The organism is Streptomyces sp. KMM 9044 (assembly GCF_024701375.2).
Classification (GTDB): domain Bacteria; phylum Actinomycetota; class Actinomycetes; order Streptomycetales; family Streptomycetaceae; genus Streptomyces.
In genome coordinates this window covers 55,223-67,562 of sequence record NZ_CP113910.1, presented here as the reverse complement: position 1 = coordinate 67,562, position 12,340 = coordinate 55,223, and the positions used below count along the sequence as shown (strand labels likewise).

The window sequence follows — 12,340 nt, the reverse complement described above, 5'->3', positions numbered from 1 at the left end:
GACCAGACCCGAGCGAGGAGAGGCAGGACAATCATGGCAGGGACAGCGGTGGACACCGACGTCATCGTGGTCGGCGCCGGACCGACGGGGCTGATGCTCGCAGGGGAACTGCGCCTGGGCGGAGCACGCGTCATCGTCGTCGAGCGCCTCGCGGAGCCGACCGGGCAGTCGCGGGGGCTCGGCTTCACCGTCCGGGCCATGGAGGTGTTCGACCAGCGCGGGCTGCTGCCGCGGTTCGGGCAGGGGGAGACGCTCGCAGTCAGCCCCATGGGCCACTTCGGCGGGGTGCAGTTCGACTACACCGCGCTGGAGGACGCGCACTTCGGGGCCCGCGGGATCCCGCAGAACGAGACCGAGGCCGTCCTGGAGGAGTGGGTGCGGCAGCTCGGCGCGGACATCCGGCGCGGCTGGGACGTGGTGGGCCTGTCCGAGGGCTTCCTCGACGGCGACCACGTCGAGGTCACCGTCGAGGCCCCCGAGGGGACCGAGCGGCTACGCGCCGCCTACCTCGTGGGCTGCGACGGCGGGCAGAGCGGCATCCGCAAGGCGGCCGGCTTCGACTTCCCCGGACTCCTCGCCAGCCGCGCGATGTTCCTGGCCGACGTCGTGGGCTGCGGGCTCAAGCCCCGGTTCCTGGGCGAGCGGCTGCCCAACGGCATGGTGATGGCGGCGCCGCTGAAGGAGGGCGTCGACCGCATCATCGTCTGCCCGCACGGCACCCCGGCCCGCGAGCGGGACGACGACATCACCTTCGCCGAGGTCGCGGCGGCCTGGCAGCACATCACCGGCGAGGACATCAGCGGCGGCAGCGCCGAGTGGGTGAGCTCCTTCAGCGACGCCACCCGCCAGGTCGGCGAGTACCGGCGCGGCCGGGTGCTGCTGGCGGGCGACGCGGCGCACATCCATCTCCCGGCCGGCGGTCAGGGGCTGAGCGCCGGCGTGCAGGACGCGGCCAACCTCGGCTGGAAGCTGGCCGCTACGGTACGCGGCACCGCCCCGGCCGGCCTGCTCGACACCTACCACGGGGAGCGGCACCCGGTCGGGCAGCGGCTGACGATGAACACGCGCGCGCAGGGGACCGTGTTCCTCGGCGGCGAGCAGTCGGACCCGCTGCGCGCCCTGTTCGCCGAGCTCATCGAGCACGACGCGGTCAAGAAGCACCTCGCGGGGATCGTCAGCCACCTCGACATCCGCTACGACGTGGACGTGGCCGGCGCATCCGAGGGAGCCGGCCAGGACGCGGCCCCCACCCACCACCCCCTGCTCGGCCGCCGTCTCGCCAAGCGCCCGCTGACCGGCGCTGACGGCGAGACCGACACCTTCCGCCTGCTGCACCCGGCGCGCGGCGTCCTGCTCGACCTGGCCGACGACGTGGAGGTGCGTGACACCGCAGCCCGCTGGGACGGCCGTGTCGACGTGGTGACGGTCGCAGCCAAGCCGGTGGAGGGCGTCACCGACGTGGTGGCCGGCCTGGACGCGGTCCTCGTCCGGCCCGACGGCCACGTGGTGTGGACGGGTGAGGGCTCGCCGCACGGGCTCGCCGGTGCGCTGGACCGGTGGTTCGGCGACGGGCGAGCCGCGTAGTGGCGGCGGCCACCGGGGCGTCCGCGGCCGGCCTGCGGCGCGACGAGCCCGTGGACGACGTCCGCGAGGCCGTCCTCGATGGGGCCGGGGTCACTTTGTCCGCCCTGCTGAGCGAACCCGCGGGCGGCGCCCCGCGCGCGCTGGTCGTGGCGGTGCACGGCGGCGGAATGACCGCCGGGTACTTCGACGGGCAGGCGCGGCCGGGACTGTCCCTGCTCCGGCTCGGGGCTCGGCTGGGCTACACGGTGCTGGCGGTGGACCGTCCCGGTTACGGCAGGTCCGCCGCCGCGCTGCCGGACGGGCTGAGCGTCGCGGAGCAGACCCCGCTGCTCCGCGCCGGCATCGCCGACTTCGCCCGCCGCCACCCCGTCGGCGCGGGCGTCTTCCTGCTGGCGCACTCCTTCGGCGGCAAGCTGGCCCTTTCGGTCGCCGCGCACGCCGAGGACGGCGACGGGCTGCTCGGCGTGGACGTCTCGGGCTGCGGCCGGCGGTACGCGCCGACCACCGAGGACGACGTGCGTTCCGGCAGTCCCGGAGACCGGCGGCGGCACTGGGGGCCGCTGCGGCTGTACCCGCCGGGAACCTTCCGTGCCAGCGTCGGCATGGTCGCGCCCATGCCCGCGCGGGAGGCGGCGGACCTCGCGCACTGGCCGCGGCTGTTCACCCGGCTCGCCCCCCGGGTGCGGGTTCCGGTACGGGTCACCTTCGCCGAGCACGAGCTGTGGTGGCGGCACGAGGACGCCGAACTGGCCGGCCTGGCGGCCGGCTTCACCGCCTCCCCCCGCGTCCTGCTCGAACGGCAGCCGGACGCGGGGCACAACATCAGCCTGGGCTGGGCGGCCCGCGCCTACCACCTGCGGGCCCTGGCGTTCCTGGAGGAGTGCCTGCTCCCGGACGCCGCCGTGCCCGGCGGCTCCGGGGACTGACCGCCCCGGCGGTGGCTCAGCCGTCGAGGACCACGACATCCAGTTCCCTCAGTCGCTCGGGCTCGGCCACCAGGTCGATGGCGGCGATCTTCCCGTCCTCGATGGTGAAGTTGAAGACCACGATCGGGCGCACCTTCGACTGCCACACGGCTCCCACCGACCCGTCGACGAGCGCGATGCGGGCCGCTTCGGCGCCGCCGGAGAAGACGCTCGCCACGCCCTGGGCGCCCTGGGTGACCGGCGCGGCACCGATCCGGACCGCCGTGTCGTCGGCGCGCATGGCGGCATCCGGGGCCAGCAGGGTCAGGAGGTGCTCGAACTCGCCGTTGCGGGCGGCGGTGAGGAACGCGTCCACGATCTCGTGCTGGCGCCGCAGGTCGGGCAGCGGAGAGGCGCCGTGCACGCGTCGGCGGGCGCGGCTGGCCAGCTGGCGGGTGGCCGCCGGGCTGCGCCCGATGACCGAGGCGATGTCGGCGAACGGCACGGCGAACATGTCGTGCAGGACGAAGGCGAGCCGCTCGTCCGGGTCGAGCGTGTCCAGGACCACCAACAGCGCCAGGCCGACGGAGTCCGCCAGCATGGCCGCCTGCTCCGGGTCGGAGACATTCTCGGAGAGGGGCCCGGCCGACGGGTCGGCATGCTCCTCGAGGAACTCCTCGCGGCGGTTGCGGGCGCGGAGTATGTCGAGGCAGACCCGGCCGACGACCGTGGTGAGCCAGCCGTCGAGGTTCTCCACGGTGTCGGTGTCGCTGCGGTGCAGCCTGATCCAGGCCTCCTGCACGGCGTCCTCGGCCTCGTCGGTCGAACCGAGTATGCGGTGGGCCACGGCGTGCAGCCGCGGGCGTTTCTCCTCGAACGTGCGTGCCAGCCATTCGTTCTCCTGTATGACCACCGTCGTCCCCTTCGATCTCGGTCGGTGTGTGACCAACGCCTGTCACATCTTCGCGCTGCCGGCCGTCATAGCAGTGACGAACGGGACCATCCGCGTGTGACGGGATGCGGCCACAGGGCTACTGAGGGCGCCGCGCCCCCTGTCGCGCTCTCCCGGATTCCGATCGGAGCCGTCGCGAGTAGGCTCCCTGACCCTTTGTGAGCATCCATGACGACTTTGCGTTCACGAACAGTCACTCGGAGTGATGATCCGGGCATCGGAGCCGGCTTTCTGGCCCGCTACGCCCGGCTGGTCAGCGGCCGCCGCTCGAAGTGGGCCGTGCTGGTGATTTGGTTGGTGCTGATCGCCGCGGGCGGATCCCTGGCGGCGAAGCTGGGCGACGTGCAGGACAACGATCCTGAGACGTGGCTGCCCTCCGGTGCCCAGTCGACCCAGGCGGTCGAACTGGCGGAGAAGTACTTCGCCGACAAGGACAGCAGCACCGCCGTCATCATCTACGCCCGCGGCAGCGGACTCACCGCCGCCGACCAGGAGAAGATCGAGGCGGACCGGAGCGCCCTGCAGGACGACGTCGCCGTGGGCGACGTGGCCCAGCCCCAGGTGTCCGAGGACGGCAAGGCCGCCTTCCTCGGTTACCCCCTGCGGACGCACCCCAGCGACAACGGGGTGCTCACCGACGCCGTGGACGAGTCCGAGGACATCGTGAAGAACGGTGCGCCGGACGGCCTCGACATCAGGATCGCCGGCGAAGCCGGCAGCGTCCGGGACTTCGCCGAGGTCTACAGCGGTATGGACGGGGCGCTGCTGGGTGCCGCGCTCGGGGTCGTCGCGGTGCTGCTGCTGATGACCTACCGCAGCCCGGTTCTGTGGCTGGTCCCGCTGCTGACCGTCTTCCTGGCCAGCCAGGTCGCCAGTGGCGTGGTCTACCTCCTCGCCAAACACGCGGGCCTGCTCGTCAACGGGCTCAGCGCGTACATCCTGATGATCCTGTGCGTGGGCGTCGGCACCGACTACGCCCTGCTGCTCATCGCCCGCTACCGTGAGGAGCTGCACCGCCACGAGGACCGTCACGAGGCGATGCGGATCGCCGTGCGCCACTCGCTGCCGGCACTGGCGGCCTCCGCGGCCACCGTGGGTGTCGCCACGCTCTGCCTGGTCTTCGGCAGCATGAACTCCACCCGCGGTCTCGGCCCGGTCGTGGCCATCGGTGTCGCGGTGGTGTTCCTGGCGATGACCTCGCTGCTGCCCGCCCTGCTCGTCATCCTCGGCCGGTGGACGTTCTGGCCCTTCGTACCGCGCTACGCCCCGGGCTACGACGCGGGCGTGGAGAAGGAGCACGGAGCCTGGGCCCGCGTGGCGCAGGCCGTGGGGCGCAGGCCCCGCTTGATCTGGGCCGCCTCCCTCGGCGTCCTGGCCGTCCTTGCCATCGGGACCACCACAGTGGAGACCGGCCAGACCCAGGCCGAGCAGTTCACCAAGACCGTCGACTCCGTCGAGGGCCAGCGGCTCCTCGCCGAGCACTTCCCCGCGGGCTCCTCGGCGCCCGCCGACATCTACGTGCCCGCCGGGGGAGCGGACGCCGCGCTGCGGACCGTCCAGGCCGTAACGGGTGTGGAGTCTGCGGCCACGCAGCGGACCGCGGGCGGCTGGACCCACCTGACCGCCGTGTTCGAGGACGCCCCCGACACCCAGGCGGCCAAGGACACCGTCGAGCGGATGCGCACGGCACTCGACAAGGGACAGGAGGACAGCGCCGACGCCGTCGTGGGAGGCCAGGCCGCGATCGCGCTCGACACCTCCGACGCCCAGCAGGACGAGGAGATGCTGCTGATCCCGCTGATCCTCGTGGTCGTCCTGCTCATGTTGATCCTGGTGCTGCGCGCGGTGGTCGCCCCGCTCGTCCTCCTGGCGTCGGTGGTGCTCTCCTACGCCTCCGCCGTGGGCGCGGCCTCGTTGCTCTTCCACGCCATCGACTACCCGCGCATCGACCGCGGACTGCTGCTGATCGGCTTCCTGTTCCTGGTCGCTCTCGGGGTGGACTACACGATCTTCCTGATGGCCCGGGTCCGGGAGGAGGTCCGGCTGCGCGGACACCGCGAGGGCACCCTCACCGGGCTCACGGTCACCGGCGGGGTCATCACGTCCGCAGGAGTCGTGCTGGCGGCCACGTTCTGCGTCCTCGCCGCGATCCCGACTGTGGCGTCGTTGCAGCAGGGCCTGCTCATCGCGATCGGCATCCTCCTGGACACCTTCCTGGTGCGCAGTCTGCTGATCCCCGCACTCTCCCTCGGCATCGGCCCACGCATCTGGCGCCCGGGTCACCCCGAGGACGAGGCGCCGCCCCGGAGCGAGCGCCCGTTGGAGACCGCCCGGGTCGACGTCGGTGCCTGACCGACGCGCCGGACGGAAGGGCGCCGCGCCGAATCCCCCGCGGCGCGGCGCCCGCACGGGCGGGCCGGCAGGTCTCCACAGACCCGGTGACCTGCCTCTGTCACACTTGCCCACCCCCGTTCGTCATAGAAGTGACGCCGTCGGCCAGCGGCGTCGGATGTTGATCGAAGAGAGGAATGACCATGGAAGCGCGCCTGCAGAACCCGGCGATGATCCTTGACGCCACGCAGCCCATTCAGGAGATGTACAAGGCGATCTACTCCGGCGGTGTCCCGAAGGCGACCCTCGACCTGGTCCACCTGCGCGCGAGCCAGATCAACGGCTGCAGCCCCTGTGTGGACTCCGGTGCCCGCGGTGCCCGCAAGGCCGGCGAGACCGAGGAGCGTCTGTCCGCCGTCGCCGCCTGGCGCGAGACGTCCTACTTCACCGACGCCGAGCGGGCCGCGCTGGAGTTGGCCGAGGCTTCCACCCGGCTGTCCGACCGCACCGACCCCGTGCCGGACGAGGTCTGGGAGCGGGCCGCCGCCCACTACGACGAGAAGGGCCTGGCGGCGCTGATCCTGATGGTCGGACTGACCAACTTCTTCAACCGTCTGAACGTGACCACCAAGCAGGTGGCCGGCGCCTGGGGCTGACAGGCGCGGACACGACTGAGGCCCGGCCCACCACGTGGTGGGCCGGGCCTCAGCCGTGTCCGGTGAATCACCGCCCGCGGGCGCCCCTGGACGGCACGAGGTTGATGCGCCACGAGACCCCGAACCGGTCGGTCAACCATGCGAACCGGGCACTGAACTCGTACGCGCCTGCCGGCATGATGACCTCACCCTTCTCGGAGAGGGCCGTGTAGAACCGGTCGAATTCGCTCTCCGATTCGCACTGCACGTATATCGCGGTCGCCGGGGAGAAACCGTACGAGTCCCACGGGGCCAGATCGTATCCGACGGCCCCGGGCGGAGGCATGTTCGTGCACATGAACATCTGCCCGTCGAGAGTGAAGAGGGCGTGCTGCAGCGTTCCTTCCTCCCACCCCGGCTCTCCGGCGCGTGCCCGGATCATCCGGTGCACCTCGGAGTTGTCGAAGATCGAGGTGTAGAACTGCAGTGCCTCCTCGGCATCCCTCCTGAAAGTCAGGAACGTCATGATTTTCGGCGCCGGCGTTGCAGGCATCGTGGCTGCTCCTGTTCGTGTTCGGTTGCCCGGGCTGTTTTCCCGTGACGACGTTATCCGCCGGTCACCGCTGTTCAACTGGGCATTTCTCCGGTTGAACGAAGCGGTCGAGTACGCCACCACCGAAGCTCATGGATTGGTCGAGACGACGCCGTAACGATATGGACGGCAGTGATGGTCGTTTCGAACCGACCCGAAGGGTGAGTGTCCGTGAGCGAGAACGCATTTTCGGCGGCGAAATCCGCCCGTTCCGAGCGGATCGCCGCGCGGACTCGCGGCGAGAACTGGAAGAAACCACCGCGCCGCATAGAAACCTCGGAGTGCATCACCTGCGACAGTTGCCTGCGCAGTTGTCCCGAGGAGTTCGGTGCCATATTCGACCGTGGTCTGGACGTCGTCATCATTCCCGAACTGTGCTCGGGCTGCCCCGCCTGCGTGCTCGAGTGCCCCGTCGACTGCATCTACGTCGACGAGGACTGGACCCCGACCGACGAGAGTCTGTGGAGCCACATCGACCTGTCCGCAGGCACCTCATGAGCGGGTCCGCGGAGCGCGAGAGCCGCCGCGCAGCCAATGCCAGGAAGCGGATCAGCCGCCGCCCCAGCAGGCTGGGCACGTTCGCGGGCACCGCAGCAGGACCGGATCGCGCACGCGAGCCCGGCGCCGGGTTCCCCGGGCTCCTCGGCCGGGTCTGGGAACGGGCCCGGGCCGCCGGAGACCTGCGCGCGTCCGTGGAGGTCCTGCTCAGCCTCGACGGGCACATGCCCGAAGGGGTGCAACTGCGGGCGTTGAGCACCTCCGACGAGGCGGCGTTCAGGGCGTTGTGGGGACTGACCTGGCGAAAGGACGGCCCCGGCGACAGCGCGGAGGACCCCGGCACCGCGGCAGCCGCCGACCTCATCGAGGCGGCCGACGAGGAGCCCGTGTTCGTCGGCGAACTGGCGCTGGCCACCAGCGGCCGGATCGTCATGCGCGGCCCCGCACAAAATCCCCTGGCCCGGCGGGAACTGGTCGGCGGGGTGCTGCGCGTGCCGTGGTCGCTGCAGGCCGCCCGCGCCTACCACGCCGAGATGAGCCGCGCGGCCGCGCGGACCGCCCGTTCGGTCGCCGACTGCCGTGCGTGGCTGGACAGGCAGGGTGAGAAGGGCCGCGACGAACTCCTGGAGCGGGCGAAGGAAGCGGCCCTGCGCACCGCCCCGTTCGTGCTGTACCAGGAACACCGGCAGTACACCAACTTCCGTGACCAGAACAACATCACTGGCAAGACCCTGTGGCCGGGACACCCGGACTGCGCCCTCAGCAGCCTGCAGCAACTGCCGCTCGAGCTGTGGTCGGACAACGACGTCCAACTGGTGGTCGGCCTCACCCTGCTCATCCGTTCGGCCGGCTTCGGCCGGGTTGAGGAGGCCAACGGCACGCAGCTGAGCGTGGACCACGTCGCGGCCATGCTGGAGCGGGTGCGCCGGTCCTACAACAGCGTCCCCGGCGAACCGGTCGGCCCCGCCGCGTCGCACGGCGTGGAGGACCTCAAGGCCCTCGCCGAGGCGCTGGGCGTCCGTCGGCGCCAGGTGATCAAGCAGGCTCCGCTCTACCGCGAGATCCACGGCGCGCTGATGCACAAGGTGGAGCGCATCGCCACGGACGACGAGAGGACGCGGAGGCGCGACGAGGAGATCAGCGCGTGGCTGACCGAGCGCCTCCCGCTGACCGGCGTCACCCTCGACGAGCTCGGCCGGAGCGCCGCCGCGTCCCCGCAATGGCTTGCCCAGCCGCACGGGGAGTTCGGTACCGGTCTCGAAGCGCTGGTGCACGAGACCGTGGCAGCCGCCGCCGAGGTCTTCCGCGCCGACTTCGCCATGAGCCGCGGGATGCGCTCGCTGCCCGCCCTGATCAGTGGGCTGCGGTCGGAGAGCTGGGCCGAGATCTGCGACTGGGACATCACCCACTACTTCTGCTGCGTGGTGCCCCGGCCCGAGGCGCACGCCCACTTCGGCGGCTCGGCGGAGGCGGTGGCGGACGCGGCGTGGGCGATGTCCTCCCGGATGCAGTACAACTCCTGGCACTTCGTCCCCGGCAACCTGCCCCGGCACCCCGCCGTGGTGGCCCGGGACCACTTCGTGCCGCCTACCATCCCGGACGTCGCGTTCTTCTCCGACCAGCACCACCACGGGCACGTCACCAACAAGGTGCGGTTCTCCGTCCGTTCCCCGCAGTCCGTCGAGGTGGCCGGGCGCACGTTCAACGGCTTCGTCGACCTGCGCCTGCTGCGCTGCGCGGACACCCCCTTTGAGGAGCAGGACCTGCTCGCCGCCCACCGGGCGTCCCGTTTCGTCGCCCGCGCCACCGGCCTGGCTGCCGAACTGGCCGCCGACGGGGTTCCGGTGCAGGTCACCGCGTTCGATGCCGGGTGGCACCGGCGCACGATCGTCGGCGTAGACGCGGCCCGCCCCGACCCCCTGGGCGCCACCCGATGACGGCCCCGGGTATCGGCGAGCTCACGGAACGCTTCCGCCGGGGGGAGGCCACCGTCGTCGAGCACGTCCAGTCCGTGCTGACCGCCGTCCGCGAGCGGGACACACTGGGCGCGTTCGTCACCGCCGCGGGCGACGAGGCCCTCCAGACGGCCGAGCAGGCCGACCGGCGCATCCGCGAGCGCGGCCCCGACGCCTGGCGCGGAGCTCCGCTGCTGGGCGTCACGGTCTCGGTGAAGGACCTGCTGCAGACCCGCGACCTGCCGACCACCCGGGGTTCGCTGCTGGAGAACCGGCGGACCCGCGAGGACGCCCCGGCCGTCGCCCGGCTGCGGGCGGCCGGCGCCGTCGTCATCGGCAAGACGACGACCTCCGAGTACGGCTGGAGCGCCTCCACCCTCGGCCGCGTCGCACCGCCCACCGGCAACCCCTACGCGCCCGGCCTCACCGCGGGCGGCTCCAGCGGCGGTGCCGCCGCCGCCGTGGCGACCGGGCTCGGCGAGGGCGCCCTGGGCACCGACGGGGCCGGCTCCATCCGGATCCCCGCGGCGTTCTGCGGAGTGGCCGGGTACAAACCGTCGTACGGGCGGGTCCCGTACGTTCCCAACGGCGTCGACCGGCTGGCCCACCAGGGCACGCTGGCACGCAGCGTCGCCGACGCGGCCGCGCTCGCCGCCGTCGTCGCCGGACCGCACCCGGCCGACCCCGACTCGGGGCTCGGCTCGATCGACCTGCCTTCCGACAGCCGCTCCCAGCACATCGGATGGATCGAGTACGAGGGCACCACGGACGAGATCCGCAAGGTGACGGAGCAGGCGATGGCCGCCCTGGCCGGCCAGGGTCACCGGGTCGAGCGGGTGGAGGTACGCTGCGACGACCTCTACCCGGCCCTCGTCGACATCCTGGCCGCGGCCGAGGCGGCGGGGGCGCCGCCGGAGGACGAGGAGTGGTGCGACCCGGGCAGGCTGGAGATCGTCCGCTACGGACGTACCCTCAGCGGCACCGCTTTGATGCGGGCCGAGGAGGTCCGCCAGGGGCTGCGCACGAGGCTGCGCTCCGTGATGCGCCGGTACGGCCTGCTGGCCATGGCCACCGTCCCCATTGAGCCGTTCGACGTGCGGGCCATCGGGCCGCAGTGGGCGGCCGACCCGCGTGATCTGCTCTGGCTGGCGTGGTCGCCCGCTTCGTACCCCTTCAACATGACCGGTCAGCCCGCGGTGACGCTCCCGGCCGGCCTGACCGGCTCCGGGCTGCCTGCCGGGGTGCAGCTCGTCGGGCCCGTCGGGGCCGACGAGGTGGTCCTGACGGTGGCTCACCGGCTGGAGACGGAGCTGGGACCGCTGCCCCCGCCCCACGCGCAGCACGAGCTTGTCCCCGCCACCGAAAGGACCCTCTGAACCATGTACACCCGGTCATGGCGCTCCGTCTCCGCCGAGGACGCCGTCGGCAGTCCCTCGTTCGTCTCCGACCACGGGCTGTGGAGCGAGGAGCAGTTCGCCGTCGCCGAGCAGATCGAGGCCGACCTCGGGCAGATCGACTTCGTGCGCCTGGTCTTCCCGGACCCGCACGGCCTCGCCCGCTCCAAGACGTTGACCGCGGACGCGTTCCGCTCGGTCCTGCGCAACGGCATGAACTTCAGCCCGGGACCCTTCCTCTTCGACACCGGACACGCCATCGCGGTCGACTTCCTCGGCGAGCCCGGTCTCGGAGTGGAGGAGATCGTGGGCGCGGGGAACTTCATCCTGGTCCCCGACCCGTTGACGTTCCAGGTCCTGCCCGGTACCGAGCCGCGCACCGCCTGGGTCGTCGGCGACGAGTACCTGCGCGACGGCACCCCGCACCCGCTGTCGTCGCGGGCCGTGCTGCGGCGGCTCGACGCCGCCTACGCCGAACGCGGTTACTCTCCGGTGGTGGGCCTCGAAGTCGAGTGGTACCTCACGCGGCTGCTCGACGACGAGCCGGGCAACGAGGGCAACGGCTTCGGCCTGCAGGGCAGGGCCCCGCGGGTGGCTCCCCTGAACGCGGGCTACCAGTTCAACCTGGACGCACGCTATGACTCCGTGGCCCACGTCACCGACCCGCTCGCCCTGCACCTGACCGCGCTCGGCCTGCCGCTGCGCTCGATGGAACACGAGTCGGGCCCCGGCCAGGTCGAGTCCACGTTCAGCCCCATGTCCGCGCTCGACACCGCCGACGCGATGCTGCTGTTCCGCACCACCGCCAAACGGTGGTGCGCACAGCGCGGCTACCACGCCTCCTTCATGTCGCAGCCGCGTCTGGACGCCTTCGACCCCAGCGGCTGGCACCTGCACCAGTCCGTGCGGGAGAACGCGACGGGACGCAACCTCTTCTCCGCCGAAGGGCCGTCCGGCGGCCTGTCACCGGAGGCCAAGGCCTACGCCGACGGGCTGCTGGCCTGGAGCCGGGAGCTGTTCCTGCTGTCGGTGCCCACAGTCAACGGCTACCGGCGGCTGGACTCCCGGCACGCCCTGGCCCCCACCCGGATCGACTGGAGCGTGGAGGACCGCAGCGTCATGCTCCGCATGGTCGGTGGCGGCACCGGCGCGCACATCGAGAACCGCAGCGGAGAACCGTGCGCCAACCCCTATCTCACCATCGCCGCCCAGCTGTTCGCGGGCCTGGACGGCCTCGGCGGCGCAGCCGGGCCGGAAACCGGCGGACGGTCCGGCGGGGTGGCGGCGGAGTTCGTGCCGCAGTCCCTGGGCGAGTCGCTCGCCGCGTTCCGGGCCGGACGCGCCGAGCAACTGCTCGGCAGGCCGCTCACAGCCTGCCTGGTCAAACTCAAGGAGAGCGAGCTGCGGCGTTACGAGACGTGGTGCACCACGACCGGGTCCGGCGACGGCCAGGTCACGGAGTGGGAGCAGCGAGAGTACTTCGAGGCGTACTGA

At 71.9% G+C, this 12,340-nt stretch carries 11 protein-coding genes; 9 read left to right on the top strand and 2 right to left on the bottom strand.

Annotated features, from left to right (window positions below; translation table 11 throughout):
- Positions 1 to 33 precede the first annotated feature (33 nt).
- Together HUV60_RS00285 and HUV60_RS00280 are read left to right on the top strand one after the other, a co-directional pair.
- A complete protein-coding gene (locus HUV60_RS00285) occupies positions 34 to 1,584 on the top strand; it encodes an FAD-dependent monooxygenase (RefSeq protein WP_257853054.1) in 1,551 nt (516 codons plus the stop codon).
- The gene (locus HUV60_RS00280) at positions 1,584 to 2,510 is read left to right on the top strand and encodes an alpha/beta hydrolase (protein ID WP_443047486.1); all 927 of its coding nucleotides are present in this window, start codon (positions 1,584 to 1,586) and stop codon (positions 2,508 to 2,510) included. The genes HUV60_RS00285 and HUV60_RS00280 overlap by 1 nt, the downstream gene beginning before the upstream one ends.
- 16 nt (positions 2,511 to 2,526) lie before the next feature.
- Here HUV60_RS00280 and HUV60_RS00275 read toward each other — a convergent pair whose 3' ends face one another.
- Positions 2,527 to 3,396, bottom strand: coding sequence for a sigma-70 family RNA polymerase sigma factor (locus HUV60_RS00275; RefSeq protein ID WP_257853207.1), 870 nt, complete (start codon positions 3,394 to 3,396; stop codon positions 2,527 to 2,529).
- Positions 3,397 to 3,609: 213 nt separating this feature from the next.
- On the opposite strand from HUV60_RS00275, the gene HUV60_RS00270 reads away from it, so the two are divergent.
- Together HUV60_RS00270 and HUV60_RS00265 are read left to right on the top strand one after the other, a co-directional pair.
- Positions 3,610 to 5,793, top strand: a complete 2,184-nt coding sequence (locus HUV60_RS00270; RefSeq protein WP_257853056.1) for an MMPL family transporter — start codon at positions 3,610 to 3,612, stop codon at positions 5,791 to 5,793.
- 182 nt (positions 5,794 to 5,975) lie between these two features.
- Positions 5,976 to 6,428, top strand: a complete 453-nt coding sequence (locus HUV60_RS00265) for a carboxymuconolactone decarboxylase family protein (protein WP_257853057.1) — start codon at positions 5,976 to 5,978, stop codon at positions 6,426 to 6,428.
- A gap of 67 nt (positions 6,429 to 6,495) precedes the next feature.
- Here the strand turns inward: HUV60_RS00265 and HUV60_RS00260 are convergent, their stop codons facing one another.
- Positions 6,496 to 6,933 carry a VOC family protein gene (locus HUV60_RS00260; RefSeq protein ID WP_257853059.1) on the bottom strand — a complete coding sequence of 146 codons (438 nt, stop codon included), beginning with the start codon at positions 6,931 to 6,933 and terminating at the stop codon, positions 6,496 to 6,498.
- Between HUV60_RS00260 and HUV60_RS00255 the strand changes: the two genes are divergently transcribed.
- From HUV60_RS00255 to HUV60_RS00235, 5 genes are read left to right on the top strand one after another with little or no spacing between them, the layout of a single operon-like run.
- On the top strand, positions 6,932 to 7,117 hold the full coding sequence (locus HUV60_RS00255; RefSeq protein ID WP_257853060.1) for a hypothetical protein: 186 nt from the start codon (positions 6,932 to 6,934) through the stop codon (positions 7,115 to 7,117). The genes HUV60_RS00260 and HUV60_RS00255 overlap by 2 nt on opposite strands.
- A 53-nt stretch (positions 7,118 to 7,170) precedes the next feature.
- On the top strand, positions 7,171 to 7,497 hold the full coding sequence (locus tag HUV60_RS00250; protein WP_257853062.1) for a 4Fe-4S dicluster-binding protein: 327 nt from the start codon (positions 7,171 to 7,173) through the stop codon (positions 7,495 to 7,497).
- Positions 7,494 to 9,434 (top strand): hypothetical protein, encoded by a 1,941-nt coding sequence (locus HUV60_RS00245; protein WP_257853063.1) that lies wholly within the window; start codon positions 7,494 to 7,496, stop codon positions 9,432 to 9,434. The genes HUV60_RS00250 and HUV60_RS00245 overlap by 4 nt, the downstream gene beginning before the upstream one ends.
- Positions 9,431 to 10,828: an amidase gene (locus HUV60_RS00240; RefSeq protein ID WP_257853064.1), complete on the top strand. Its 1,398-nt coding sequence runs from the start codon at positions 9,431 to 9,433 to the stop codon at positions 10,826 to 10,828. The genes HUV60_RS00245 and HUV60_RS00240 overlap by 4 nt, the downstream gene beginning before the upstream one ends.
- Positions 10,829 to 10,831: 3 nt before the next feature.
- Positions 10,832 to 12,340: a glutamine synthetase family protein gene (locus tag HUV60_RS00235; protein WP_257853065.1), complete on the top strand. Its 1,509-nt coding sequence runs from the start codon at positions 10,832 to 10,834 to the stop codon at positions 12,338 to 12,340.